We start from the raw sequence: 24,842 nt of genomic DNA on the forward strand, positions 1-24,842 counted from the left end.
ATTCTGTCACGCCGGGAGGGCCCCCAGCACCGGCGTCAGATCCGGCTCCGCCTTCTGCATCGCCCGTCGATACGCCGGCCGCGCGCCAATGCGTTGCAGGTACGCCAGGATGTTCGGCCAGGGCGAGAGATCACACCGGTTGAACAGCCGCATCGTGGTCAGCGAGAACACGATCATGATGTCCGCCGCCGTCAGCGCCTCGCCGGCCAGATAGGGCACCTCCCCCAGCCGCTGCTCCACCGTCGCGAACACCCGCGAGAACCGCTCCCGGGCCATCCGCAGGGGCGCGTTCTTGTCCGAGGGATCGACGCGCTCCAGGCTCCACACCTGCAGGATGACCGGCTGCAGCGTCCCGTTGGCGAAGTGGAACCAGTAGAGATAGTCGGCGAAGCCGGGCTCGCCCCGCTGCACGGCGAGTCGACCCTCGCCGTGGGTCTGGATCACATAGTCGCAGATCGCCCCGGACTCCCCGAGGACGACGTCCCCGTCGGAGAGAATGGGCGCCGTGCCCATGGGGTGAAGCGCCTGGTACTCCGGCGGAGCCATCCGGTTGTCGGCCCGGCGCGAATAGCGCTTGAGTTCGTAGTCGAGCCCGAGCTCCTCGCAGAGCCAGACGATCCGCTCGGATTGCGAACGTCCGAGATGGTGCAGCGTCAGCATCGAGGCCCCCGGGCCCGGCGCGTTGTCGTGGTCATCCGCGGACTGTAGGCTTCGCGACCGGTCCGAAAAAGGCGTGCCCGTATACCGGTATGGCGACTACCCCCCTCCCCGAGTTCCTCCGCGCCCATCGCGAGCGGCTTCACCCCGAGTCGACCGGGCGGCGTCGCACGCCCGGGCTTCGCCGCGAGGAGGTCGCGGCGCGCGCCGGCGTGAGCGTCACCTGGTACACGTGGCTCGAACAAGGTCGCGGTGGCGTGCCCTCCGATGACGTGCTCGAGCGCCTCGCGCGCGCCCTCGAGCTCGACGACACGAATCGCGAGATGCTGTTCCTGCTCGCGCACGCCCGCCCTCCCCCGCTCCGCCCCACACGGCCCGCCACGGTCACGCCCACGCTGCAGCGCGTGCTCGACCACCTGCACGCGCCCGCGCTGGTGAAGACCCCGACGTTCCAGATCGTCGCGTGGAACCGTGCCGCCGTGGCGCTGTTCGGCGACTACGCCGCGCTGCCCGAGCGCGACCGCAACATGCTGCGCCGGGTCTTCCACCCCGACACCGCCGCGCTCCTGCCGTATGGCGAGGACATGCACCGCACGTGTCTCGCCGCGTTTCGCGTGGACATCGCGCGTGCGGGCGCCTCGGAAGAGGCCGCCGCGCTCGTCGACGAGTTGATGGAGACGAGCGCGGAGTTCCGCCGGCTCTGGGCCGAGAACGAGCTGGCCACGCATGGGGTGAAGACCCGGCGGCTCTTCCGACCAGGGCTTGGCGAGCTCAGGCTCGAGACGTCGATGTTCTCCGTGGACGACAGCGACGGCCTCAGCCTGTTGGTCCTGTCCCCGGCCGACGACGTGTCCGCGCGGGGAATCGAGCAGCTGGTCCGCGAACTCGCCGGGTAACGCCGCGGGCTCAGCGTCCCCGGCGCGTGTACGTCCAGGCCCACCCGATGAGGGGGAATTGCAGGGGAAGCCGGGCGAGGGCCACCCAGAGCTGGGGATTCTGCTGGCGGTAAGAGTCCACCGCCATCTGGATGTTCGCGGGGTAGACGGCGATGAGCAGCGCGATGATGCCCCAGGCGGCATAGGGCCGGGTGATGGCGGGCAGCAGCAACACCCCCAGGCCGATCTCGATGGCCCCGCTGAGGTACACCATCGCCAGGGGGAAGGGGATGAAGGGGGGCATGATCTTCACGAACGGATCGGGCCGCACGAAGTGGGTGATGCCGATGAGGACGTAGAGCAGCGCCATCAGGTACAGGAAGAAGCGGGACATGGGGCTCCCGAGGTGAAGGGCTTCGTCAGAAGTTCACGCACAGGGCGGAGCACTCGCCATACCCCGTGGACCACGGCTGGACATCCCCCGAGCACCGAGGCCCGATGCAGATCACGTCCAGGACGAGTCGCCGGTCCGTGTTCGTCGGGGACTCGGGCAGCACCCAGTACGTGAACCGCGCGCTCTTCGGCGCGGACGGCTGCGGATCCAGCTTCGCCACCTCGTCTTCCCGGGGAACACGCCAGGCGGGCCCCTGCTTCGCGCACAGGGCCTGGACCTCCTGGAACGGAACCCTGCGACCTCCACGAGGGACGCCCCAGTTCCTGCCCTGCTCCACGAAGCCCGTGTCCGGCGTCAGCCGGTTCGCCAGACCCAGGCCGGTGCAGCACAGGACGGCGAGGGGCGGCAGCGGCCCGAGGATCATGAACGGCCGGATGAAGCCACGGGGAATGGGTCCGATCACGCGCCAGAGGAAGCGCGCGATGGCCATTCCGATCAACCCCTCGACCGCGAAGACGAGCAGCAGGGCGAACACGCCGAGGTCGCGCACGGAGCCCACGGAGCCCATCGTCGCGCCCCACATGGGCAACGAGAGGGCCATCCCCAACGCCATGATGGCGCTCGCGCCACGAGGTGTCCGCCAGAACGACTCGTTGCGCCGGGGCTTCCAGTTGAGTTCCTCGTCGAGTTGCTCGGCGTCGTTCCACATCAGACGAGCCATTCCCAGCCCAATGGTCGGCGTGTCACGTGCGCACCTCGTCCCCGCGCGGACAGGTCGGGGAAGCCGAGGCGCCACGGCCCGTCAAGGGCACGGCGATCCTCGGCCGACGTCCGGAGGGCGGGCGCCACGGTAGCACGAGGACCCTCCGCGCCCGCCAACCCCGGCTCACTCCGTGGGTTCGGGGAGCAGCGCCCGGCAGGTGTCGAGCACGCCGCGCACGTCCTCCTGCCGCACGAACACCCGGGCGTCGCCGCAGCTGTTGTACTCGGGGTCCGTATAGAAGGCGCGCGACTGGCCCGAGGCATCCACGTACTCGAGCGTGAGCGAGGGCATGTCCGCGCCGCAGTTGCCACTGGGCTTCGTGGGGTCGAGCCGGATGCCATTCAAGCGCGCCTCGAGGTCCTGGGCGGCGTCCGGAGGGAGCTGCCGCTCCGCGTCGTTCGTGCGGCGGCCTCCCGGTCCATGGCGGCTCCAGTTGCCGTGGAGCCGGTGGGTCGCGGGGTAATAGGTGTAGCGCGAGGCATAGGTCCAGCCATCCGAGTCGGCGATGGAGACCTCCTGGCTGCGCTCCACCGAGGGGACTCCCGCCTCCGGCTCCCCCGACGTTCCACACCCCGCCAGCCACACGAGCATCGACACCACCACCCCTGTCGTCTTCATCCGCGCGAACCTCCCTGGGAACAACGACCCGGTGGCGTTGCAACAGATGCGCCGGGGCGGGCGCCGCCCGGAAAACGCGCGTTGGGTGCAGAGCGCCCAGGAGAACCGTGCGCCTCCGGTCTCAGACTTTCACGGCCCCCGGGCATCATCATGACCCCCCTGCCCTCCTCATCTCGGGCGCGCCCTGAGACGACACGCCAGGAGCCTCCCCCGGACGGGAGGGAGGCCCCCGAGGTGCGTCAGGGCGAGGCGCGTCCGAACCACTCCGCCGAAGCCTGATCGCGGTTGCTGACCCCGCCCGCGGCCAACACGCGCCCGTCGGACAGCGCCGTCGCCGTGTGGCCATAGCGGTCCACGTTCAGGGGCGCCGTGTCACTCCAGCGCTGGGTGGCGGGCGTGTACACCTCGGAAGCGGTGAGGATGCCGCTCGCATCATTGTACCCACCCGCCACCAGCACCTGGCCCGAGGGCAGCAGGGTGGCCGAGTGCGCGCGGCGCGGGGTCTTCATCGCGTCCGTGGCGAACCAGGTGCCCGAGGTCGGGTCATACAGCTCCGCCGAGGCGCTGGCGGCCAGGTCCTGGCCCCCGCCGATGACGAGCACCCGACCCGTGGGCAGCAGCGTCGCCGTGTGGAGGCGGCGCGGCGCGCCCAGGGCCGCCGTGGCGGACCAGGTGCCCGTGGCCGGGTCATACAGCTCCGCCGAGCGCAGGAAGCCGCCCGCGCCGATCCCACCCACGACGAGCACGCGGCCCGAGGGCAGCAGCGTCGCCGTGGCGTCCTCGCGCGCCGTGCCCAGGGAGCCCGTGGCGGACCACGTGCCCGTGGCCGGGTCATACAGCTCCGCCGAGGCGAGCAGGGCCCCCGTGGCGCTGTGCTCGCCGCCCACGACGAGCACCCGACCCGAGGCCAGGCGCACCGCGGCGTGGTGGGTGCGGTTGGTCAGCAGGCTGCCCGTGGGCTTCCAGCGGCCCGAGGCCGGGACGTACAGCTCCGCGGTGGCGCCGGTGATGGGGCACGTGCCGCCGCCCGCGATGAGCACCTGGCCATCCGCGAGCTTCGTCATGCTGTGGTCGCGGTGGGACGCCAGGGCATCCCCCGTGCGCGACCAGGTGCCCGCGGCCGGGTCATACAGCTCCGTCATCGGGCTGAAGCCGCCCGCCACCAGCACCTTGCCCGAGTCGAGCAGCACCGCCTGGTGCAGGATGCGGCCCTGCGCCATGCGGCCCGTGGGCACCCAGCCCTCGCGCGGCGGCGTGCAGGTGCCCCGGGGCGTCACGCGCACCGTGGCCGTGCAGCTCGAGGAGGCCCCGCGCGCATCCGTGCACGTGAGCGTCACGCTGTTGGCGCCCTCCTTCAGGGGGCAGGACGGCGTCTGCTCACAGGTGATGCGGTCGAAGTCCGGATCGTACGAACCCGCGTTGACGGAGCCACAGCCCTGGCACGTCGCGTCCGAGTCCACCGTGACGTCCTGGCACCGGGTGACGGGCGCGCGGTTGACGTTGTCGCGGCAGCACAGCACGCCACCCCGGCCCGGGCTGGGCTTCTTGACGGCCTGCGTCTCGCAGTACTCGGCGGGCGCGCCGCCGCAGTCCCAGGGCGAGCCCAGATCGATGCAGGTGTTGTTGGAGAAGCGGTTGAGCACGCCGCACGTCGTGGCGGGCGCCGCGCCGAGGTTGCCGCAGCCAAAGAGGTCGTTGCCGGTGCGCGTCGTCTGGAGGCACCCGTAGGCGCCCGTGCTGCTGTTGCACTCGGGGCCCGTGCCCGTGCCCGAGGCACAGACGCCGTAGCCCGTGCCGGACTGGCGGGTGGCGAAGAAGAGGGCCGGGTCTCCCGCGCGCGTCGCGCCCGAGCAGCCCGTGGGGGAGTTGGTCGCGACCTCGGGCTCGTTGGCGCAGACGTGCCAGCCGGGGGCGCACAGGTCCGCCACGTTGCAGCCCGCGCCCGAGGGGTTCGACCCATCGTCGCCGGCGCCGCGCGCGCACGCGGGCGTCAGCGTGTCGTTCATGGGCTGCTGGGAACAGTACGGCTCGAAGCCCGGCGTCGACACCAGCACGCCCGGAATGCTCCAGCCGCCGCTACAGCCAGCGATGTTCGGGTAGCGCGACGAATCGACGAAGCCCTCGCGCTGCCCGTCCGCGCAGCCCGACTCCTGCGCCCAGGCGGTCGGCGCGCCCACCACGACCAGCAGCGCCAGCATCCGCGCCCACCACGACTCGCTCCATCTCATGTTCATGTCCGCTTCCTCCCGAGGAACCGCTCACCCGCGGGCGCCAGCATGCGCTCCCAGGCCGACACGCCGATATGAGTCTCTTCACACGTCGATGGAGCCAGGAGGGCACGGGGGACGGAAACGTGTCAGGTCAGGACGCGGGGCCCCGTCTCGGCCGCATGCGAATCGAACGTCAATTCCATCCCACACCCCAGCCCCCCCGCGCCCTGTGCTGGAGCGGCGAGGCCCCCGTGGACCCGCTGGCGCGCCACGCGGGCCCCTACGACGCGGCGGTGATGTCCCCCGACGGACGCCACGTCGTCCTCTCCGAGCGGCTGGGCACCCGGGGGCTCCTGCTGCGCGAGGGCGAGCCGGTGCGCGAGCTCCACCGCGACGACTATTGCGCGCACGTCTACGAGTACCCCGTGGCCCTCACCTCGCTCCCGGACGGCCGCACGCTCCTGGCCCACTGTCCGGAGGAATACTGCCGCCTCGAGTTGGAGGATGTGGTGACCGGCGAGCGGTTGACGCGGCGCGACGGCGCGTCCACGGACGTCTTCCACTCCCGGCTCCAGTTCAGTCCCGGGGGCCGCTTCCTGCTGAGCGCCGGGTGGGTCTGGCACCCCGTGGACACCGCCCAGGTCTTCGACGTGGCGCGCGCCCTGGAGCAGCCGGCGCTCCTGGATGGGCCCATGAGCCTCTTCTCCGACGAGGACTTCGAGGAGATCCACGCGGCGACCCACGGCCCCGGGGACACCCTCCTGCTCGAGCGCGAGGGCTGGGACGAGGAGAGCCAGGCCTCCCGGAACCAGCTCGTGGTGTACTCCGCCAGCGAGCGCCGGGAGCTGTCGCGCGCGCTGCTCGACGCGCCCCTGGGCACCTGCATGCCGGTGGGCGCGCACCACGTGCTCTCCCTCTTCGAGCACCCCCGACTCATCGAGCTCGCGACCGGGCGCGTGGTGGAGCGCTGGCCGGACCTGGACACCGGACGGCAGCACAGCAGCATCGTGCACCACATTCCCCCGCCCCCACCGCTCGCGCTGGACGCGCTGGGCGGCCGCCTCGCGGTGGGCACGCCCCGGGGGATTGAAATCCTGCGCTTCGGGCCCGAGTAGAAGCGTCGGCCCGCGCCCCCCTTACCCGCTTCCTCGACACCGAGGCCGACACGAAGGCCCGTCACGTGCCTCGAGGCGTCCCGCGCCCCACAGTGAATGGCCTCACAGCGGCCCTGTGATTCGAAACACAGAGGTCGCCTTCGCACCTGGATAGCGTGGTTTCACCCGACGCCTTCGCGCTCGTGAGGAAGAAATCATGCCCATCCCGATGCGGTTCGATCACCCCGAGATCATGGAAACCCGAGTGGCCGTCGTTGGCGGAGGCGTCAGCGGTATCTACTCCGCGTGGCGGCTCAAGCTGGATGGCAAGGGGGGCGACTTCAACGATGTGAAGGTGTTCGAGTTCGGCAACCGCGTGGGCGGACGACTCGAGACCCTCCACCTCGACAACATCTCCGAGCGCCGCGCGGAGGTGGGTGGGATGCGCTTCATCCCGGACTGGCAGCTCCACATCTCGAGCCTCATCCAGCGCCTGCGGTCGCCGCGACACCCCTTGGATGTCATTGACTTCCCCATGGGAGACGACCGCAACCTGTACTACCTGCGGGCCCGGCGGTTCGAGAAGAAGGACTTCAACGTGGTGGCCACCCGCTACGACATGAAGGCTTCCGAGATCGGCGTTTCGCCTGACGACTACTTCGTCTCCATCCTCAACACGCTCCTCGCGGACTGCGGCAAGCAGATCAAGAAGGAGACGAAGGATGGCCAGGTGACCTACATCGGCCTGACGCGTCAGGAATGGGACGAGGTCAAGCAGGACCCGCGATTCCAGTTCGGACACAAGCCGGTGGTCGAGCAAGGCTTCTGGAACATCCTGGCCGAGTTGCTCTCGCCGGAGGCCTATCAGCTCGTGACGGACGCGGGCGGCTATCACACGCTCACGGCCAACTGGAACGCCGCCGAGGCCGCCAGCTTCATCGGTCTGGACTTCATCGGCGCCCAATACAAGACGCTCCAGCAAGGCTACGATGCCCACGTCGCGGCGATGGCCCAGGAGTTCACCGACCAGGGCGGCGAGATCTGGGGCCACAGCGAACTCATCCGCTTCGAGCGGGTCCAGCAGGGGCAGGCGGAGACCGACCGCTACGCGGGAAAGCTCAAGCTGACGTTCCAGGACCGGGGGCGGAGTGAAGGCACGCGGACCTTCATCGTCTATGCCGACAAGCTCATCCTGGCGATGCCGCGCCATGGACTGGAGCGACTGGAACTCTTCGGAACCGACTTCGACTTCGAGCATCCCAAGAACCGGCGGCAGCGGATGCTCCTGAACTCGGTGATGACGATGCCCGCCTTCAAGCTCTTCATGGGCTTCGAGCGCGCGTGGTGGGAAAAGCTGGACCTGAGCAGTGGCCGCTCCATCAGCGACCTGCCCCTGCGGCAGACGTATTACTTCGGCTCCGATCCGAGCGACGGACACGCGCTGCTGATGACCTCCTACAACGATGCCGGAACCGTGAGCTTCTGGAAGGGCCTCAAGGATCCCACGCAGTCGGCGCGCTACATCTCGCACAACACGGTCGCCGAGAAGAACGAGACCCCGGATACCCACGAGGCGACGCCGGCGATGCTCGCGCACGCCAAGGCCCAGCTCGCGGCCGTGCATGACCTCGCGCCGCACGAGGTGCCCGAGCCGATCGCGAGCGCCTACAAGGACTGGAGCGACGAGCCCTTTGGCGCCGGCTGGTATCTCTGGAAGCCCGGCGTGCGCACCTGGGAGGTGATGAAGGAAATCCGCAATCCCTGGCCGGATGTCCATGTCTGCGGCGATTGCTATTCGAGTCTCCAGGGGTGGGTAGAGGGAGCCCTCAACACCGCCGAGCGGATGCTGGAGGAGCACTTCGGCATGGAGCGGCCGAAGTGGCTCGATCCCCGGGCCTACCTGGGATTCTAACCCTCACACGTCACAGACACGAACCCGCAGGAAAGGACCATCCACCATGACCGCGAAGAACCACGCCCTCCGCGCCGGTGCACCACAAGACAAACAGGCCCACCACTTCGGGTTGCTCAGCGAACTCGCTGGCACCTGGGTCGGCCGCGGATTCAACCTCATCTCCAAGCCAGGACTCGCCGTCGACAAACCCTTCGTGCTCCAGGTCAATTCGACGGTCGAGACGCTGACGTTCGACCCCATCAACGCGCCGATCCCCAACCGCGGCTCGGTGGAGCCCGACCTCACCATCTTCGGCCTCGGCTACGAGCAGCGCGTCACCGACGCGAACACGAGCGGGCTCCTCCACACCGAGCGCGGCATGTGGATCAACGTGACGCCGGACGGCTCGGACGCCCAGCGGATCACCCGGCTCTCCACGATTCCGCATGGAGACTCCTTGCTCGCGCAGGGCTCGGCGCTGCGGGCCCCGGGAGGACCCCTCATCGCACCGATCAGCGCCGTACCGCTCGACGCGCACAGTGGACAGCCCCTGAAGCGCCAGGGCTACTTCCCGCCGGATCCGCTGGCATTCCCGCAGGTCAATCCCTTCCCCCTGCCGAGCGACTTCGATCTCTCCAATCCGAATGCCGCGCTGGACAAGGCCCTCCAGGGACAGGACATCACGCACACCGTCGTGTTGGAGGTCTCGACCGACGCGGAGCCGAAGACGTTCCCACCGGACCTGCCGGGACCGTACGGCGGCGGCATCCTGAACATCCCCTTCGTGACGCGCAACGCGAACGCCACCTCGCTGCAGGCGAAGTTCTGGATCGAGACCGTCACGCCCAAGGACGGCCCCGCGTTCCTGCAGTTGCAGTACTCGCAGCGCGTGATGCTCGTCTTCCCGGACAAGGCCAAGGGCGGCACGCTGATCATCTGGCCCCACATCTCGGTGGCCACGCTGGTCAAGGTCTGACGCCCCCGACACCGGGGCCCACATGACAGCCCGGCACGCTTCCCGAGCGGACAATCACGCACCGCGTCGACCCCGCGGCGTAGGCTGCGGCCATGCCACGCCCGTCCCGAAAGCCGCGACACCGGATCCTCACGCTCGCGGCGCTCGGGGCGAGGGAACTCCCGCTCCACGTCAGCCACATCGCCAGCCGCACCCTGCTGTCCTCGTACGAGCCGGTGGTGGCCACCTTCGCCCTCTTCTTCCTCGTCACCGGGGGCACGGGGCAGGGGCGCCACCTGGAGCAGGTGGACGCGCGGCCGGGCGAGCTGCACTTCATCCCCGCGGGGGTGGAGATCCACGCCCTGGACGTGGCCGAGCTGGAGGGCTGGCTCGTGGCCTTCGATCCCACGCTGCTCGGCTCGCTGGAGCCGGAGGCGCCCGGGAGCGGGGCGGGCTCGGCGGCGGGTCTGGCGCGCAGCCTCGGCGCCCGATGGTCCTTCCGGCTCCTGCTCGGGGAGGCGAGGCGACAGCGGCTCGAGCTGCTCATCGCCGCGCTAGACACGGAGCTGCGCGACCAGCAGTTTGGCTTCGAGCGCGCCGCCCGGGCCCTGTTCACCCTGCTGATGACGGAGCTGCAGCGCGAGGCGCGCGTGCACCCGGCCGGGCCCCTGCCGAGTCCAGGCCGGCTGGTGCGGGACGTGCTCGCCTTCGTCGCGACGCACAGCCTCAAACCCATCTCGCTGGCGGACGTGGCGGCGGCGGTGGGCCGCACCGCCTCCTATGTCGCCACGGCGGTGCGCGACGAGACCGGATTGACCGTGGGGGACTGGCTGCGCGAGCACCGCATGGCCGAGGCGCGGCGCCGCCTGCTGGAGACGACCCTCAGCGTGGAGTCCATCGCCAGTCAGGTCGGATACTCGGACGTCACCGCGTTCGTGCGCGGCTTCCGGCGCGCGCACGGGCTGACGCCCCGGGTCTGGCGGGAGCGGCACCGCCAGGCGGGCGACTGAACCCGGTCAATTTCCACCACAATGGGGGCCCTGGTGCCGCTCGGGTCCCCCGCGCATAACTACCCCCTTCAATCGCCCCACCCCGGGGCCACGAACAGGCGGGTTCCCCATGGTGGAGGCAGTGCGCGTCGACATTCAGCGTGAGTTCGAGTCCCCGGAGGCGCGGGCCAATCCCATCCCCGTGTACGCGAAGCTGCGCGCGCTGGGCCCCGTCCTGCGCTCGTCCGCCGTCTACGGCGAGGGCTTCGTCCTCACCCGGTACGAGGAGATCATGAGCGTGATCAAGGACCCACGCTTCGCCAATGACCCCCGGAGCGCCGGCGGCAAGTCCCTGGACCGCTGGTGGATGCCGGCCATCATGCGGATGCTCGTGTCCAGCATGGTGCTCCGGGATCCGCCGGATCACCGCCGCCTGCGCAACCTCGTGCAGAAGGCCTTCACCCCCACCATGGTCGAGAACCTGAACGGACGGGTGGAGCAGATCACCGAGGACTTGCTGGACGCCGCTGAACGCAAGCCGGTCGTGGACCTCATGGCGGAGTTCGCGCTGCCCCTGCCGCTCACCGTCATCTCGGAGATGCTCGGCGTCCCCGAGGCCGACCGGAGCGGCTTTCGCGACCTGATCGCCAAGGTGCTGGACTCCTCGGCGGCGAGCCCGCTCGCGTTCGTCCGCAACTACCCCAACATGCTCCGGCTCAACCGCTTCCTGCGCAAGCTGGTGCGGCTGCGCCGCGATCAGCCGGGGGCGGATCTGGTGACGGCGCTGGTGCAGGCCGAGGAAGGCGGGGACCGGCTGAGCGAGGACGAGCTCATCTCCATGGTCTTCCTGTTGCTGTTCGCCGGGCACGAGACGACGGTGAACCTCATCGGCAACGGCGTGCTGGAGCTGGTGCGCCACCCCGAGCAGATGCGCAAGCTGCGCGAGCAGCCCGAGCTCATCGACAGCGCCATCGAGGAGATGCTGCGCTACACCAACCCGGTGGGGCAGGTGGCGCCGCGCTTCGCCAAGGAGGATCTGGAGATCGCGGGCGTGCGCATTCCCCAGGGCAGCGCGGTCACCCTGCTCATCGCCTCGGCGAACCTGGACGAGGCGGCGTTCCCGAACGCGGGCACGCTGGACATCACCCGCGGCCCGAACCGGCACGTGTCCTTCGGCTACGGCCTCCACTACTGCCTGGGCGCTCCGCTGGCCCGACTGGAGGCCCGGGTCGCCATCCCCGCGCTGCTCAAGCGCTTCTCGCGCCTGGAGCTGGCGGTGCCCGAGAAGCAGCTGCGCTGGCGGCCCAACGTGGGCCTGCGCGGCGTGGAGGCCCTGCCCCTCGCCGTGACCCGGGCGGACGCGGTGGCGGGTCGGACCGCCGCGTAGCACCCGCGCCCCGCCTCAGGGAATGCCCTTGAACTGGAAGGCGATCGCCACCCATGGCATCGCCTGGCTCACCTCCACCCCCGTGCGGTAGCGGTGGCTGAGGAACCACTGGGAGATGAGCACCAGGGTGGGCGCGTTGAAGAGCCGGTCGGGCTCGTCATGGAAGGTGTAGGAGATCATCGGGCCCACCCGGTGGATGGTGGGGTTGAGGCCGGTGTCCGACTCTCCGGCCGGGTAGTCCTGGGGCCGGTAGAGGCCGCCCGTGGCCGTGTAGCGCAGGCCCAGCGTCAAGCGCCCCGCCAGGTACAGCACGTCCGCGTCGTTGGTCGCCACCCAGCCACCATTGGGGGCCACCACGTCCACCACCGGCTCGTAGAAGACGCGGTCTCCTTCCCGCAGCCGCATGTTGAAGTGGAAGAGCCGCGGATTGGTGCGCACCGCCACGGGGCCCAGCTTGAACTGCAGCAGCGCGGCCAGGGTCAGCAGCGAGCCGCTGGTGGCGTAGTTCGTCCCCTCCGCGCCGAGCTCCGCCAGCCGCCGGTCGCTCGCGTCCGCGTTGGGGCTGGGAAAGGACTGCAGGTAGTTGAAGTTGCCGAGCCACCGCATGCCCTCGTAGGAGGCGGACAGCTGCAGCATGGAGAACGGCTGGAACTCCACGCCGAGGCCGCCGCGCAGGATGGCCGGGCTCAGGAACGCCACCGGCCCCACGCCGATGAAGTTGTCCTTCAGCACGGGTGACGCGCTGTCGTACAGGCGGTAGCGCAGCTGGAAGGACAGGTTCGTGAAGAGGCCCGTGGGATTCACCCGCGCCGCGATGCCCACCCGGTAGACGGTGTGCAGGCGCGGAATCACCCGCGTGGGCGCATCCTCCCGCCGGGGCACCGTGACCGCCGGCACCTGCGAGCCCTGCGCCCGGGCCTCCGGTGACACGAGCCCCCCCAGCAGCAGTCCCAGACCTCCCAACAGCCCTGCGCTCCGTTGTCTCATCCGGCGAGCTTGCCCCAGGTGCCCGAGGCGGCGTCACCCCCAAAAGACATTCCATGGTGAGCCCTTGCGCTAAGTATCCGCGCTTGATACTTAGCCACATGGAACAGTATCCGGAGCAGCTGAGCGGCATCTTCCTGAGCGGCATCTTCCAGGCCCTCGCGGACCCCACGCGCCGGGCGGTGTTGCGGCGTCTGGGTCAGGGGCCCGCGAGCATCGGTGAATTGGCGAAGCCCTTCGACATGGCCTTGCCCTCCTTCATGAAACACATCCACCTGCTCGAGAAGAGCGGGTGGATCCACACGCGCAAGGAAGGGCGCGTGCGCACGTGTGTCCTGGAGAAGAAGCCGCTGGCCGCCGCCGAGTCCTGGCTGTCCGAGCAACGCGCCCTCTGGGAGGGCCGCACCGACCGGTTGGAGCTGTTCGTCACCGCCTCACGCCCCAAGGAGAAACCCGAATGAGCCCCTCGCCCCACCCTGAACTGGATCTGACGATCTCCCGCGTCATCAAGGCGCCGCGCGCCGCCCTCTGGAAGGCCTGGACGGAGCGCGCCAGCTTCGAGCAGTGGTGGGTCCCCGCGCCCGCGCGCTGCAAGGTCGTGGAGATGGACCTGCGCCCCGGGGGCGCCCTCGTCACCCACTTGAGCGAGGACGGAGGCGACTTCGTGCCGCACCTGAGCGGCTGCTACCTCGCGCTCGACGAGGGCGAGCGCATCGTCTTCACCAACGCCCTGGTCGCGGGATGGCGGCCCGCCGCGCAGCCCTTCATGACCGCCATCATCACGCTGCGCGAGCATCCCCAGGGCACGCTCTACACCGCCCAGGTGATGCACAAGGACGGCGCGGACCGGGCCCAGCACGAGAAGCTGGGCTTTCACGACGGGTGGGGCGGCGTCACCGCGCAGCTCGCCCGGCTCGTGGAGCGCTGAGCGGGCGCGCCGGACTACATCAGCTTGGCCATGATCTCCTGCTCGCGCTGCTCGAGCTTGATGGACTGGAGCGTCCAGTCGATGAGCTCATCGGCGACCGCCACGGCGTAGCCGAACGTGGTGGCGGCCTCCTCCACCGACGCGCGCTCCTCGGCGGCGATCCGCCCGTCGGCGCACGCCACCTCCACGAGCATGCGCAAGAGGGCGGCGCGCATCTCGCGGATTTCAATCTTGGCGACGATGTCGGCCAGGCGGCCGGGCTGGTCGAACTCCCGCTGGATGAGCGCGGCGACCTGCTCGTCCCGGGGCGACAGCCCGATGCCCACCACCAGGTCATCGAGCTGCTGACGCTCGTCCTCGGTGACCCGGCCGTCACTCGCCGCCACGTTGGCCATGGCCTGAACGAACGCCAACAGCTGCTCCTGGGGGTACTCGCGCGTCATGTCGTCTCCTGGGCGTGAGGGGTCGGACCGCCCGGCGCGGGAGCATAGTGGGCCCCCACCCCGACCGGAACCGGTTTTCCGGGACGCCCGCTCAGACGCCCGCCATGCCCGCCGCCACGGCCGCCGGCACCGCCTCGCGCATCCACGCCACGAAGGCGCGCAGCTTCGCCGGGTAGAAGCGCGCCTGCGGGTAGAGGACGGACATGGGAAGGGGCGCGGCGCGCCAGCCCGGCACCAGGTGCACGAGCTGGCCGCGCCCGAGCGCCTCCTGGAGCGCCCACGCCGAGGCCACGCACGCGCCCAGGCCGGCCATCGCCGCGCTCCGGATGGCGTAGAGGCTGTCCGTGCTCATGCGGGGCCGGAAGTGGATGGACCGCACGTCTCCCGTGGCCGCGTGCGTCAGCGCCACCTCGTCCCGGTAGAACGTGCGCAGGGACAACCAGGGCAGCCGCTCGAGCGCCTCGGGCTGCTCCGGCGGGGGCGCCCCGGCCAGCAGCGCGGGCGCGGCCACGACGATGCGCGGCACCTCCGCCACGCGCAGGGCCACCACGTCCGGGTCATGCACCTCGCCCACGCGGATGGCGCAGTCGATGCCCTCCGCGATGAAGTCCGGGGGCCGATCGTGCAGCAGCCACTCCACGGACACGCGCGGGTGGCGCTTGAGGAACGCCGTGAGCGGCCCCACCAGTTGCTCCTGTCCGAAGGCATGCGGCACCACGACCCGCAGCAGGCCCTCGGGCTCGTCACTCGCGCCGCGCAGGTCCGCCTCGAAGGTCTCCCAGCTCGCCAGCAGTTCCTTGGCGCGCGCGTAGCAGCGCACCCCGTCCTCGGAGAGCTTCATCGCGTGCGTCGAGCGCTGGAGCAGCCGCAGGCCCAGCGAGCGCTCCAGCGTCTGCAGCCGGCGGCTCACCGTGGGCTGCGTGGTGGCCATGCGCTCGGCGGCGGCGGACAGGCTGCCCGCGTCGACGATGCACACGAAGGTCCGCATCAACTCGAGGCGGTCGGCGGTGGCGGGCGGTGAGGACGACCTGGGTGGGCGGGGCATGACGGCCTCCTCGGGCGGCTTTATGCGTGGAACGTATAACCCTTGTGCGGTGCCTCCGCCTACCGTGCCGCCCTTCCCTCGCGCACAGTTGTCTCGACTCGTCGCGACAAGGGAGACCGCCTCATGTCATCCATTCCCACCGTGCATGCAAGCCTCGACCGGAGCCTCGAGGCCCTCGGGACGGACACGCCTCCGCGCTTGTCGGGAGGCCTGCGGCTGCTGCTGGCCACGAGCGCCGGCCTGTCCGTGGCGTCGCTCTACTACAGCCAGCCCATCCTCGGGGTCATCGGGGCCGACCTCCGGGCCTCGGGGGGCGCGATGGGTCTGGTGCCCACGCTCAGCCAGTTGGGCTACGCGCTGGGCATCCTGCTGCTGGCCCCCCTGGGAGACCGGTTCGACCGGCGCCGCCTCATCCTCGTCAAGCTCGCGGTGCTCAGTGGCGCCCTGTTGCTGGGCAGCCTCGCGCCGGGCATCGGGCCGCTGCTGGCGGTGAGCCTCGCCCTCGGGCTGGCGGCGACCGTGGCGCAAGACATCATCCCCGCCGCGGCGATGCTCGCCCCCGAGCGGCACCGCGGCAAGATGGTGGGCACGGTGATGACGGGCCTGTTGCTCGGCATCCTGCTGTCCCGCGTCGTCAGTGGCGTGGTCGCCGCGCGCCTGGGCTGGCGCGCCGTGTACCTGTTCGCCGCTGGCAGCGTGGCGGTGATGGGCCTCGTGGCCTGGCAGCGCCTGCCCCGCTTCCGGCCGACCAGCACCCTGCCCTATCGCGCGCTGCTGGGCTCCCTCACCCGGCTGTGGCGGGAACATGGCGCCTTGCGCCGGGCGGCGCTCGCCCAGGGCCTGCTCGCCATCGGGTTCAGCGCGTTCTGGTCCACCCTCGCCGTGATGCTGCGGGACGCGCCCTTCCAGCTGGGCAGCGAGGCCGCGGGCGCCTTCGGCCTCGTGGGCGCCGCCGGAGCCCTGGGCGCCCCGGTGGCGGGCCGCCTCGCGGATCGCCTCGGCGCCGAGAAGATCACCCGCCTGGGCGCGGGCCTGACGGCCCTGTCCTTCGCCTTGATGTTCGCCCTGCCCTGGCTCTCGTCGGGCGCCGGGCTCTGGCTGCTGGCCCTCAGTGCCCTGGGCTTCGACCTGGGCGTCCAGGTCACGCTCGTGGCGCACCAGAGCATCGTCTTCGGCCTCGACGCCTCGGCGCGCAGCCGGCTCAACGCCGTGCTCATCGTCGGCATGTTCATCGGCATGTCCCTGGGCGCGGCGAGCGGCGGCTTCCTTCTGGCCGCGTGGGGTTGGGGGGCCCTGACGCTGCTGGCCACCGGCTCCGCGCTCGCGGCCCTGGCGGTGCGCCTGGCGCCGGGCGCACGTCCCCGACCCTGAGCGCGAAGGCTTTACCCATGAAAACTGACTATCCTTGACTTACGGAGAATCACCGGACACGCTGGGACACGGTCCCCTTTCCGCTCCGAGGAACGAAGCACATGACCCTGCGTCCCACGTCCCTGATGAAACGGCTCGTCACCCTCTCGGGCGCGGCCCTCGCGGTGCTGGCGGCCTCCGGCGCGGCGGTCGCGAGCGTCCGCTCCGCGGCGACCCCGTCCGTCACGCCGCTGGCCGCCGAGCGGCTGCGGGTGGTGACGGCCAACCTCGCCTTCCGGGGACCGGATGCGGTGCGCCAGGACTGGAGCACCATCGGGCCCGACGCGGACATCGTGTTCGTGCAGGAGGCCAAGAACGTCCGGCTGCGCGACATCCTCGGGGATGGCTGGGCGGTGCGTCAGGACACCTCGTCCGAGGACCGGCAGGGCAGCGCCGTGGTCATCCGCAAGTCGGCGGTGCGCGACATCGGCGACTTGCAGCTGGTGAAGGGCACGGAGGCCAGCGGCTGCCCCGATGGCGGCATCCTGACGCGGTGGATCGCCCAGGTGGACGTCCAGTTGAACAACAACCGCTGGGTGCGCACCGCGTCGCTGCACATGCCCCCGCCGCGCTGCCAGACCGGACCCGGCAGCCCCTATGCCGTCATGGCGGACAACGTCGTGGCCTTCGCCAAGCGCAGCGGGCGGCTCCTGGTGCTGGGCGCGGACTGGAACAAGGTGGTCGACGAGGACCCCAATGACATCGGCGCCCGCACGGGCCTGCTGCCGAGGGGGCCCGACTCGGGCCACCGCATCGACGGCTTCTACGTCTCGCCCGCGATCACCACCAGCGGCCTGCAGCAGCTGCCCCAGACGGGAAGCGATCACCGTCCGGTGCAGATGACCGTCGTGGTGCCCGAGCCGTAAGGCGGGGCCTACTTCGCCGCGCGCTCCAGGAACTCCTTCGTCAGCCCCTCGAAGTCGCTGTAGGCCGGCAGCTTCTCGAAGCTGTGGACCGCCGGAGTGGTCGCCCAGGGGAGCTTCTCGCTCGTCCACGTCTCGATGAACGGCGTGAAGCCCCTGGGGTCGTCGAGCATCGTCGCGCGCACGTTGACGAAGGTGTCGATGCCCTCGGGCCGGGTGAACATCCAGCTCATGCAGTAGCCGCAGAAGTAGTGCCGCGAGGCACCGTGCAGGCCGCCGATGACGGGCTCGCCCTGGATGACCTCGAAGCCCTCGCTGGGAATCGCGGTGCTCAGGGAGTAGGCGCTGGCGGTCATCCGCTGACAGCCCGTGCAATGGCAGGCCATGGTGAGCAGGGACGGCGCGCTGATGCGCAGCCGCACCCGCCCACACCGACAGCCACCTTCCTGGGACGACTTCGTGTCACTCATATGGGGCTCGCTTTCATTCTCCGATAGGTACGACCCAGTACACCCAACGACGGCCAGCGCAGGAGCGCAAGAAGCCACGCCGCCGATGCGAAAGAACCCCCCGGGGGGCATGCGGGATTGGCGAGGATGAGCGCGGCCAGCACGAGTCTGCGGCTGCGGTGCATGGCGCCTCACTTCCGGGTCTTGCCGGCGGGCACCGCCGGACGGGTCTCCTCGGGCGCGCAGCGGCCCCGGAGCGCCAGGCCCTGGGCGCGCCCCACGACCTCGGGGTTGTGCGACGCCTGGGGGTTGACGCGCTGGTGCTCCAGGAACACCCGCCAGGCCTCACACGGCTGGTTGCGCTGCTCGTAGGTGGTGGCGAGCTGGTTGGCCACCTGGAACTGCTCGGGCTGGAGCTTGAAGGCCTCCTGGAAGTCCGCGAGGGACTCCTCGGCCGCGCCCCGCGACTGGTACGCCAGGGCCCGCCAGACGCGGTAGCCGGCGTTGCCGGGTGCGCTGTCGATGAGCTCCGTGGCATCCCGGATGGCGGGCTCGAACTCGCTCAGGCGGATGTGCGCCGAGTAGCTGATGGAGCGCAGCGCGGGGAACTGGCCACACCGGGCGATGAAGTCGTCCGTGAACCGGACGCTGCCCCGCCAGTCCTGGAGGCTGAACAGCGTCTGGGCGAACTCCACCCCCCGCGTCCGATCACACGGCTCCTTCTCCAGCTGGCTCCGGAGCGCGAGGACGCGCCCGCGGTGGGCGCCATAGTCGAACCCGGGCTCCGGGGAGGCGGGGGCGTTCTCCCGCCACCGCACGTAGCCCACGCCCGCGCCCACCAGGCAGAGGCCGAGCGCGGCGACCCCGAGCATCCGCCGGGACTGGCCCTTGCGGTGGGCGGCGGCGCACTCGGGACAGCGGCACGTCTCTCCATCGAGGACGGAGCAGCCGGCGCAGATGGGTTGGAAGCACTCGCCACACCCCCGGGTCGCGGAGATGAGCGGATGACGATGACAGGGGGTCGCGGACATTCGGAGCGAGAACCTACCCGGCCACCGGCGCCGCGTGCCACTCGGGCAGCTCCACCCGGAAGGTGGTGCCCTCCCCCGGCCGCGAGACGAAGTCCAGCGAGCCGCCCATGCGCTGCATCAGGGACCAGGCGATGGAGAGCCCCAGGCCGGTGCCGCCCTTGCTCCGGCTGTCCGAGCCGTCCGCCTGGGCGAACTTCTCGAAGACCCGCGCACGGAAGGACTCGGGAATGCCCGGCCCCCGGTCCTCCACGCTCACGCACACGCCCGTGTCCGAGCGCGCGAGCCGCAGCGTGACCCGCTCGCCCCGGGGCGAGAACTTGAGCGCGTTGGACAGCAGGTTGGCGAGCACCTGGAGGAAGCGGTCCCCATCGAGCACCGCCCGGACGTCGCGTACCTCCAGGACCAGCTCCAGCCGGGCGCCACACTGCTCCGCATACCCCTGGTGCGCTTCCACGGCGTGCGTGAGCAGGGTGTCCAGCGCCAGGGGCTCCAGGTGGAAGTCCAGCTTGCCCGACTCCATCTTCTCCAGGTCGAGGATGTCGTTGATGAGGCGGATGAGGCGCTCGGTGTTGTTGCGCGCGATGCGCACCATGTCCCGCGCCTGCTCGGGCAGGTCGCCGAGCACGCCCCCGTCCAGCAGGCCCAGCGAGCCCCGGATGGAGGTGAGGGGCGTGCGCAATTCGTGGCTCACCGTGGAGACGAACTCGCTCTTCATCCGCGCCACCTGCTCGCGCTCGGCCTCCAGGCGCTTCTGCTCGGTGACGTCGCGCGCCACGCCGTAGAAGATGCCCTCCTCCCGATTGACGGCGGCGTTCCACTGCAACCACGGCCAGGAGCCGTCCGCCGCCCGGCAGCGGTGCTCGAAGGACGGCAAGGGCTCGCCCCGGGCGCCCCGCGCCAGCCACGCGGCGGTGGCGGCCCGGTCCTCCGCGTGCACCAGGTCCAGCAGCGGCGTGGTCAGCAGGGTCTCCTCGGGGTAGCCGAGCGTCCGCGTCCATGCCCGGCCCAGCCGCCGGAACGTCCCATCCAGCCCGGCGATGCAGAGCATGTCCACGGACAGCTCGAAGAAGCGCTCCTGCTGCTCCAGCACGGTGCGCGCCTCACGCAGGGTGAGCGCGTTGAGCTCCAGCTCCACCCACGAGGCCAGGTCGCGCAGCAGCTGCTCCTCCTCGTCCGTGAACTCGCGTGCCTGGCGATCGAGCAGGCAGAGCGTCCCCACGGGGCTGCCATCCGCGGCGCGCAGGGGGTGGCCCGCGTAGAAGCGCACGTGCGGCTCGCCGGTGACGAGCGGGTTGTCCGCGAAGCGCACGTCCTCCCGGGCGTCGCGCACCACGAAGGTGAGGGGCGCGAGGATGGCGTGGCCGCAGAACGACACGTCTCGCGGCGTGGAGGCGGACGCCAGGCCCACCCGCGCCTTGAACCACTGGCGTGACTCGTCCAGCAGGGAGACCAGGGTGATGGGCACGCGGAACATCCGCGAGGCCATGCGGACGATGCGGTCGAAGCGCTCCTCGGCCGGGGTGTCCAACAGGTTCAGACGCCGCAGGGCCAACAGGCGCCGCGCTTCATCGGGAGGCAGGGACGGGGGAATCATGAGGTCGCCGGGTGCACTCTACCCGGCGGCCCCCGGTCCGTCACGGCAGGGACATGGAGAGGCCCGTGCGCGCCAGCCACTCGTTGACCGTGGTGTTGGACACCGTATCCCCGAAGTTGAAGCCGTTGGCCGGCAGGCGCAGCATCTGCACCTTGTTGCCGGTCGCATCGAAGATGACGATGAAGGTCGCGCTCTCCTTCACCGGGCGGATGAAGTAGTTCTGCCCGCTGCCCGTGGCGCCCTTGAACGAGTAGATTGTGCTCGTCGCGTGCGTGAGATCCTGGCCGTGGATGACCTCGGCCACGTCCAGCTCACCGCAGCCTCCGGGCGAGCCCATGCCCCGGCAGTTGCAGCCATACTGCGCCGTGCGCACCACCCGCGCGTTGAGCATCCAGATGGCGGGCACGTCGTCGTAGTACTGGCTGAGGGGGCCGCTGAAGCGGGGCATGCGCGCGCGGATGGCGAAGATCTTCGCCCCGGCCCAGCCACGCCGGGACACGCCCCGGTAGAAGCCACAATCCCCCGAGTCCCCCGTGCCCTTGCAGGCCACGCCGGACAGGATGTTCATCTCCACCCGATTCTCCAGCTTGCCCGTGAAGGCCGTGGGCGCCGCCACCGCCGTCTTGCCATCCGCCGAGGCGTAGCTCTGGCTGTTGCCGCCGCACAGCGTCCACTCCCCGCTCCCCGTGCCGCCCAGGTTGTTGAGGAAGGTGATGTTCGACGAGCCGCACCGGTTCCACGAGGACACGCGCGACCAGGCACTCGAGCCCGGCGTGTAGACCGCGATGTCGTACAACTCCATGGGGCCGCGGAAGTTGACCGTCACGTCCTCGTTGAAGGGCGCCAGGGCCCCGCTCACGGCGGTGTTCGCCTTCACGCAGGCATCCCCGGGACAGGTCTGTCCCCAGACGCCCGGGTTCATGGAGATCACACGCTGATAGGAGCCCGTGCCGCCCACGTTCTTGATGGTCATCGTCGACACCGCGGACCCCGTGCCCTGCGGCAGGTCATCCCCCAGGTCCTGCAGGGCCGCGGAGTTGCCCGCCGCGCAGTCCGCGGCGACCTGGGCCCCCTCCGCCTGACCCGGCGCCCCGTCCGCGTCCACCGGGGGCGTCGCGCCACACGCCACGCCCAGCCACGCACTCAGGACCAGGACCGTGGTCCGCCGGACAGACTTCTCCACTCCAGACGTCTCGCCACCAGGCTTCATGGGCGCTTCTCCCGCACGGAACTCCCCACTCGTGGCTCATCCACGAGCGGGGGCGCACCCTACAGGATTTCTTGTTTTACTGTTAATTCTTCGAATCCCCTTCCAGTCCCAACGCCGCCCGGCAGGTCTTGGTGTAGAGGTCGCGGAAGACGTTGTCCGGGTCCGTGAGCCGCTTCACCGCCTGGTAGGTGTCGCGGTTCCAGAGGCTCCAGAAGGTCTGCTCGTCGTAGTAGTTGTACGAGATGAGCGTCTTGGTGCCGTTGACCCGGAGCAGCTCGTCCTCGAACTCCTTGTAGAAGTTGCGGCCCGGCGGCTGCTGGAGCCCGTAGACCGCGAGGTCGAGGAAGAGTGGATCCTGCACCCCGCTCCACCACTGGGGCGTGAGCCACTCGTAGTCGTGCACCCGCTTGTACGGCACGCACCACACCGGGTAGTGCCGCACCTCCTGGTGGTACCAGTCCATGAACTCGGCGGTGCGCGAGAACGGGATGAACACGTCCACGATGACCGACGGGTTCTGCTTCGGCAGGAAGCGGTGGAAGCGGTGCGCGGCGCGCAACATGCTGTCCGAGTGCACCAGCTTGCCGAACAGGGCCCGGCCCACGAGGCTGCTGGGGGACACGTGCGTGACGCCCCGGTCGTAGCGGAAGAGGTAGTCGTACGTGGAGAGGTAGTCCTCCTGGCGCACGGGGATGCTCTCGCAGTAGGCCTTGAGCCAGTCGTAGCGGCTCGTGTACGGCGCCTCCTCGGTGAAGCGGCCCAGGCACAGCACGTGCTTCGTCGCCGAGAAGATCTGCCCGTCCATGTAGTCCACGTCCTGGGCGGTGGAGTGGCGGAAGATGGCCTGCTGGAAGGCCTCGAGCGTGTCGTACGTCTCGTAGGTCATGTGGACATAGGGCGCGGCGCGCACGAGCCGGAAGCGCAGCTTGGACAGCACGCCCAGCGTGCCGAACGAGCCGTGGATCATCTGGAACACGAGCGGGTTCTCGCCCGGGGAGCAGCGCAGCACGTCGCCCTTGGCGGTGATGATCTCGTACTCCAGGCACGTGTCGTGGAAGCCCCCGGACTTGAAGGACATGGACTCGATGGAGCAGCCCGCCACCGAGCCGCCCAGGCTGATGGTCTTGTGCTCGGGGACGATGATGGGCACCAGCCCATGGCGCAGGGTCGCCTGGACCACCTCGTCGAAGGTCACCGCGGGCTCGACCGTGCACGTCAGGGTCACCGGATCGATCTCGAGGATCTCATCGAGATCACTCAGGTCGATCTTGTCGTCGCCGCGCCGCAGGTCGCCGTGCTTGGGGACCTGGTGGGGCGGAGTCTTCTTCTTGAAGGACGCCGGCCGGGTGCTGGTGCGCTGGCGCAATTGCCGCGCGATCCGATCGACCTTGGCCTTGTGGCGCTCCTCGTGCCGTGGGGTGGGGCTGTACCGCGAAGGACTGAGCTCCGTTGCGATGCGCATCGATTCCCTCCGGTTCGAACATGGGGGAAGCCCAGGACATCGAGGAGTCTCGGACCAACGGCGCGGCCCTCGCTCGCCTGGCCGTGGGGCATGGGAAGCGGCACGGCGGCACTGTCCTCTCGGACATTGTCTCCTGGTACACGTGCTCACCCGACAATGGACACGAGGGCCCCGTGGCGCATCCCCGGAGGGCGCGGAGACCCCTAGGGTAGGCGGGTGAATCGGCTCCGCGACTTCTGGCTCTGGCTCAGCTCCACCCTGTGGTTCATCCCCGGCACGATGGTGGTCGTGTCCGTCCTGCTGGCCGTGGCGCTGACGGCGCTCGACGTCGTGATCGGCCACGACTGGACCGAGGACCATCCCCTGTTCTTCGGCGTGGGCGCGGAGGGCGCGCGCGGCATGCTCTCGGCCATCGCGGGCTCGATGATGACCGTGGCCAGCCTCACCTTCTCGCTCACCATCTCCACGCTCGCCACGGCGTCGTCGCAGTACACCTCGCGCCTCATCCGCAACTTCATGCGCGACCGGTACAACCAGTTCGTCCTGGGCTACTTCGTCGGGCTGTTCGCCTACTGCCTCGTCGTGCTGCGCACCATCCGCGGCGGCGACGAGGGCCGGGAGTTCATCCCCGCCATCGCGGTGATGGCGGGGCTGGTGCTCGCCCTGGTCAGCATCGGCGTGCTCATCTTCTTCATCCACCACATCGCCTCCTCCATCCAGGCGGCGACCATCCTCGAGCGGGTGACCCACGAGACGCTCGCGGCCCTGGCCACGTGGTTTCCCCAGGAGATGGGTCAGCCCGCGCGCCCCGGCACGGAGATTCCCCAGAAGGCCGAGGCGCCGGGCACCGTCTGGCACGCCATCACCGCCGACCGCACGGGCTACGTGCGCAGCGTGGATGAACAGGCCTTGCTGGACCTCGCCACCCGGAACGACACGGTGGTGCGCATGGAGGTGGACGTCGGCGGGTTCGTCACCCGACACGGCGTGCTCTGCACCATCGCCCGGGTGAAGCCCCTGGACGAGGCCTTGCTGCGCGGCCTGCGCGGCGCCTTCGGCGTGGGCGGCTCGCGCACGGTGCAGCAGGACCCCGCGTTCGGGGTGCGGCAACTCGTGGACATCGGACTCAAGGCGTTGTCGGCCGGGGTGAACGACACCACCACGGGGGTCATGTGCGTGGACTACCTCGGGGCGGTCCTCGAGTGCATCACCCGACGGAACATTCCGGAGCAGCTGCGCGCCCAGGATGGCACCCTGCGGGTCATCGCGAAGGGCCGCTCGTTCGAGGGGCTCGTGGGCCTGTGCTTCGATCAGATCCGCCTGTGCGCCGGGGAGAACGTGGCCGTGCAGGTGTCCCTGCTGCGCGCCTTCACCCACGCCGCGCGGCAGACCGGTGACCCCGCGCGGCGCCGGGTGCTGCTCGGACAGGCCCAGCGCGTGGCGGAGGTGGCCGACCGCACGCTCCCGTTCGACCACGACCGGGCCCAGGTCCGAGCGGCCCTCGAGCCGTGTCTGGCCCAGCTCGATCTGCCGGGCGCGCCCAGGGCCGAGGCGCTGCTGCCGCCCCGGCCCTGAGTCCCCGGGAGG

The 24,842-nt window shown here is 70.2% G+C and carries 23 protein-coding genes and 1 pseudogene; 11 read left to right on the forward strand and 13 right to left on the reverse strand.

Features of this window, described 5'->3' with window-relative positions:
* Nucleotides 1-6: 6 nt before the first annotated feature.
* Nucleotides 7-660, reverse strand: coding sequence for a glutathione S-transferase family protein (locus I3V78_RS31315; protein WP_204493259.1), 654 nt, complete (start codon nt 658-660; stop codon nt 7-9).
* A gap of 89 nt (nt 661-749) precedes the next feature.
* Between I3V78_RS31315 and I3V78_RS31320 the strand changes: the two genes are divergently transcribed.
* Nucleotides 750-1,553: a helix-turn-helix transcriptional regulator gene (locus I3V78_RS31320; protein WP_204493261.1), complete on the forward strand. Its 804-nt coding sequence runs from the start codon at nt 750-752 to the stop codon at nt 1,551-1,553.
* Between the two features lie 10 nt (nt 1,554-1,563).
* On the opposite strand, the gene I3V78_RS31325 is transcribed toward I3V78_RS31320, so the two are convergent.
* The 4 genes from I3V78_RS31325 to I3V78_RS31340 all read right to left on the reverse strand — a co-directional run bounded on the left by I3V78_RS31325 (nt 1,564) and on the right by I3V78_RS31340 (nt 5,541).
* Nucleotides 1,564-1,926 (reverse strand): DoxX family protein, encoded by a 363-nt coding sequence (locus tag I3V78_RS31325; protein WP_204493264.1) that lies wholly within the window; start codon nt 1,924-1,926, stop codon nt 1,564-1,566.
* A 25-nt stretch (nt 1,927-1,951) separates the two neighbouring features.
* Nucleotides 1,952-2,647: a hypothetical protein gene (locus tag I3V78_RS31330; protein ID WP_204493266.1), complete on the reverse strand. Its 696-nt coding sequence runs from the start codon at nt 2,645-2,647 to the stop codon at nt 1,952-1,954.
* Nucleotides 2,648-2,812: 165 nt separating this feature from the next.
* Complete coding sequence (locus I3V78_RS31335; protein ID WP_204493268.1) at nt 2,813-3,307, reverse strand: hypothetical protein; 495 nt, start codon at nt 3,305-3,307, stop codon at nt 2,813-2,815.
* Between the two features lie 239 nt (nt 3,308-3,546).
* Nucleotides 3,547-5,541: a Kelch repeat-containing protein gene (locus tag I3V78_RS31340; RefSeq protein WP_204493271.1), complete on the reverse strand. Its 1,995-nt coding sequence runs from the start codon at nt 5,539-5,541 to the stop codon at nt 3,547-3,549.
* 155 nt (nt 5,542-5,696) lie between these two features.
* On the opposite strand from I3V78_RS31340, the gene I3V78_RS31345 reads away from it, so the two are divergent.
* From I3V78_RS31345 to I3V78_RS31365, 5 genes are all read left to right on the forward strand, one after another.
* The gene (locus tag I3V78_RS31345) at nt 5,697-6,632 is read left to right on the forward strand and encodes a WD40 repeat domain-containing protein (protein ID WP_204493274.1); all 936 of its coding nucleotides are present in this window, start codon (nt 5,697-5,699) and stop codon (nt 6,630-6,632) included.
* Between the two features lie 196 nt (nt 6,633-6,828).
* Entirely contained in the window at nt 6,829-8,523 is a 1,695-nt protein-coding gene (locus I3V78_RS31350; protein WP_204493277.1) for a flavin monoamine oxidase family protein, read from the forward strand.
* A 46-nt stretch (nt 8,524-8,569) separates the two neighbouring features.
* Nucleotides 8,570-9,481, forward strand: coding sequence for a heme-binding protein (locus tag I3V78_RS31355; protein WP_204493279.1), 912 nt, complete (start codon nt 8,570-8,572; stop codon nt 9,479-9,481).
* Between the two features lie 92 nt (nt 9,482-9,573).
* Nucleotides 9,574-10,470, forward strand: a complete 897-nt coding sequence (locus I3V78_RS31360; protein ID WP_204493281.1) for a helix-turn-helix transcriptional regulator — start codon at nt 9,574-9,576, stop codon at nt 10,468-10,470.
* Between the two features lie 121 nt (nt 10,471-10,591).
* On the forward strand, nt 10,592-11,836 hold the full coding sequence (locus I3V78_RS31365) for a cytochrome P450 (RefSeq protein ID WP_204493283.1): 1,245 nt from the start codon (nt 10,592-10,594) through the stop codon (nt 11,834-11,836).
* Between the two features lie 15 nt (nt 11,837-11,851).
* Here the strand turns inward: I3V78_RS31365 and I3V78_RS31370 are convergent, their stop codons facing one another.
* Nucleotides 11,852-12,823, reverse strand: a complete 972-nt coding sequence (locus I3V78_RS31370; RefSeq protein WP_204493285.1) for a hypothetical protein — start codon at nt 12,821-12,823, stop codon at nt 11,852-11,854.
* 98 nt (nt 12,824-12,921) lie between these two features.
* On the opposite strand from I3V78_RS31370, the gene I3V78_RS31375 reads away from it, so the two are divergent.
* Together I3V78_RS31375 and I3V78_RS31380 are read left to right on the forward strand one after the other, a co-directional pair.
* Nucleotides 12,922-13,281: an ArsR/SmtB family transcription factor gene (locus I3V78_RS31375; protein ID WP_204493288.1), complete on the forward strand. Its 360-nt coding sequence runs from the start codon at nt 12,922-12,924 to the stop codon at nt 13,279-13,281.
* Complete coding sequence (locus I3V78_RS31380; RefSeq protein ID WP_204493290.1) at nt 13,278-13,748, forward strand: SRPBCC family protein; 471 nt, start codon at nt 13,278-13,280, stop codon at nt 13,746-13,748. Before I3V78_RS31375 ends, I3V78_RS31380 begins: the two co-directional genes overlap by 4 nt.
* 14 nt (nt 13,749-13,762) lie before the next feature.
* Here I3V78_RS31380 and I3V78_RS31385 read toward each other — a convergent pair whose 3' ends face one another.
* Together I3V78_RS31385 and I3V78_RS31390 are read right to left on the reverse strand one after the other, a co-directional pair.
* On the reverse strand, nt 13,763-14,191 hold the full coding sequence (locus tag I3V78_RS31385; protein WP_204493292.1) for a tellurite resistance TerB family protein: 429 nt from the start codon (nt 14,189-14,191) through the stop codon (nt 13,763-13,765).
* Nucleotides 14,192-14,282: 91 nt separating this feature from the next.
* Nucleotides 14,283-15,236: a LysR family transcriptional regulator gene (locus I3V78_RS31390; protein ID WP_239576799.1), complete on the reverse strand. Its 954-nt coding sequence runs from the start codon at nt 15,234-15,236 to the stop codon at nt 14,283-14,285.
* 123 nt (nt 15,237-15,359) lie between these two features.
* On the opposite strand from I3V78_RS31390, the gene I3V78_RS31395 reads away from it, so the two are divergent.
* Both I3V78_RS31395 and I3V78_RS31400 read left to right on the forward strand, forming a co-directional pair.
* Nucleotides 15,360-16,607: an MFS transporter gene (locus I3V78_RS31395; RefSeq protein WP_204493293.1), complete on the forward strand. Its 1,248-nt coding sequence runs from the start codon at nt 15,360-15,362 to the stop codon at nt 16,605-16,607.
* A gap of 101 nt (nt 16,608-16,708) precedes the next feature.
* Nucleotides 16,709-17,512, forward strand: coding sequence for an endonuclease/exonuclease/phosphatase family protein (locus tag I3V78_RS31400; protein WP_204493294.1), 804 nt, complete (start codon nt 16,709-16,711; stop codon nt 17,510-17,512).
* Nucleotides 17,513-17,520: 8 nt separating this feature from the next.
* Here I3V78_RS31400 and I3V78_RS31405 read toward each other — a convergent pair whose 3' ends face one another.
* The 5 genes and pseudogenes from I3V78_RS31405 to I3V78_RS31425 all read right to left on the reverse strand — a co-directional run bounded on the left by I3V78_RS31405 (nt 17,521) and on the right by I3V78_RS31425 (nt 23,255).
* Nucleotides 17,521-17,979: a GFA family protein gene (locus I3V78_RS31405; RefSeq protein ID WP_204493295.1), complete on the reverse strand. Its 459-nt coding sequence runs from the start codon at nt 17,977-17,979 to the stop codon at nt 17,521-17,523.
* Nucleotides 17,980-18,149: 170 nt separating this feature from the next.
* Complete coding sequence (locus tag I3V78_RS31410; RefSeq protein WP_204493297.1) at nt 18,150-18,989, reverse strand: tetratricopeptide repeat protein; 840 nt, start codon at nt 18,987-18,989, stop codon at nt 18,150-18,152.
* A gap of 13 nt (nt 18,990-19,002) precedes the next feature.
* On the reverse strand, nt 19,003-20,583 hold the full coding sequence (locus I3V78_RS31415) for a GAF domain-containing sensor histidine kinase (protein WP_204493299.1): 1,581 nt from the start codon (nt 20,581-20,583) through the stop codon (nt 19,003-19,005).
* Between the two features lie 40 nt (nt 20,584-20,623).
* Nucleotides 20,624-21,680, reverse strand: a pseudogene (locus tag I3V78_RS31420) (DUF2403 domain-containing lipoprotein); the annotation flags it as partial.
* A 195-nt stretch (nt 21,681-21,875) separates the two neighbouring features.
* Nucleotides 21,876-23,255 carry an FAD-binding oxidoreductase gene (locus I3V78_RS31425; protein ID WP_239576801.1) on the reverse strand — a complete coding sequence of 460 codons (1,380 nt, stop codon included), beginning with the start codon at nt 23,253-23,255 and terminating at the stop codon, nt 21,876-21,878.
* A 216-nt stretch (nt 23,256-23,471) separates the two neighbouring features.
* On the opposite strand from I3V78_RS31425, the gene I3V78_RS31430 reads away from it, so the two are divergent.
* Entirely contained in the window at nt 23,472-24,830 is a 1,359-nt protein-coding gene (locus I3V78_RS31430; protein ID WP_204493303.1) for a DUF2254 family protein, read from the forward strand.
* Nucleotides 24,831-24,842 lie beyond the last annotated feature (12 nt).

This window comes from Archangium primigenium (genome assembly GCF_016904885.1).
In the GTDB taxonomy this organism is placed as follows: Bacteria; Myxococcota; Myxococcia; order Myxococcales; family Myxococcaceae; genus Cystobacter; species Cystobacter primigenius.

Bases quoted from the DNA above. Each gene is read 5' to 3' on its own strand.
- I3V78_RS31325 (WP_204493264.1), bottom strand. From the start codon at position 1,926: ATGTCCCGCTTCTTCCTGTACCTGATGGCGCTGCTCTACGTCCTCATC.
- I3V78_RS31395 (WP_204493293.1), top strand. From the start codon at position 15,360: ATGTCATCCATTCCCACCGTGCATGCAAGCCTCGACCGGAGCCTCGAG.
- I3V78_RS31405 (WP_204493295.1), bottom strand. From the start codon at position 17,979: ATGAGTGACACGAAGTCGTCCCAGGAAGGTGGCTGTCGGTGTGGGCGG.
- I3V78_RS31390 (WP_239576799.1), bottom strand. From the start codon at position 15,236: ATGCCCCGCCCACCCAGGTCGTCCTCACCGCCCGCCACCGCCGACCGC.
- I3V78_RS31320 (WP_204493261.1), top strand. From the start codon at position 750: ATGGCGACTACCCCCCTCCCCGAGTTCCTCCGCGCCCATCGCGAGCGG.
- I3V78_RS31340 (WP_204493271.1), bottom strand. From the start codon at position 5,541: ATGAACATGAGATGGAGCGAGTCGTGGTGGGCGCGGATGCTGGCGCTG.
- I3V78_RS31345 (WP_204493274.1), top strand. From the start codon at position 5,697: ATGCGAATCGAACGTCAATTCCATCCCACACCCCAGCCCCCCCGCGCC.
- I3V78_RS31410 (WP_204493297.1), bottom strand. From the start codon at position 18,989: ATGTCCGCGACCCCCTGTCATCGTCATCCGCTCATCTCCGCGACCCGG.
- I3V78_RS31370 (WP_204493285.1), bottom strand. From the start codon at position 12,823: ATGAGACAACGGAGCGCAGGGCTGTTGGGAGGTCTGGGACTGCTGCTG.
- I3V78_RS31375 (WP_204493288.1), top strand. From the start codon at position 12,922: ATGGAACAGTATCCGGAGCAGCTGAGCGGCATCTTCCTGAGCGGCATC.
- I3V78_RS31400 (WP_204493294.1), top strand. From the start codon at position 16,709: ATGACCCTGCGTCCCACGTCCCTGATGAAACGGCTCGTCACCCTCTCG.
- I3V78_RS31385 (WP_204493292.1), bottom strand. From the start codon at position 14,191: ATGACGCGCGAGTACCCCCAGGAGCAGCTGTTGGCGTTCGTTCAGGCC.
- I3V78_RS31360 (WP_204493281.1), top strand. From the start codon at position 9,574: ATGCCACGCCCGTCCCGAAAGCCGCGACACCGGATCCTCACGCTCGCG.
- I3V78_RS31350 (WP_204493277.1), top strand. From the start codon at position 6,829: ATGCCCATCCCGATGCGGTTCGATCACCCCGAGATCATGGAAACCCGA.
- I3V78_RS31335 (WP_204493268.1), bottom strand. From the start codon at position 3,307: ATGAAGACGACAGGGGTGGTGGTGTCGATGCTCGTGTGGCTGGCGGGG.
- I3V78_RS31425 (WP_239576801.1), bottom strand. From the start codon at position 23,255: ATGCGCATCGCAACGGAGCTCAGTCCTTCGCGGTACAGCCCCACCCCA.
- I3V78_RS31315 (WP_204493259.1), bottom strand. From the start codon at position 660: ATGCTGACGCTGCACCATCTCGGACGTTCGCAATCCGAGCGGATCGTC.
- I3V78_RS31415 (WP_204493299.1), bottom strand. From the start codon at position 20,583: ATGATTCCCCCGTCCCTGCCTCCCGATGAAGCGCGGCGCCTGTTGGCC.
- I3V78_RS31330 (WP_204493266.1), bottom strand. From the start codon at position 2,647: ATGGCTCGTCTGATGTGGAACGACGCCGAGCAACTCGACGAGGAACTC.
- I3V78_RS31380 (WP_204493290.1), top strand. From the start codon at position 13,278: ATGAGCCCCTCGCCCCACCCTGAACTGGATCTGACGATCTCCCGCGTC.
- I3V78_RS31355 (WP_204493279.1), top strand. From the start codon at position 8,570: ATGACCGCGAAGAACCACGCCCTCCGCGCCGGTGCACCACAAGACAAA.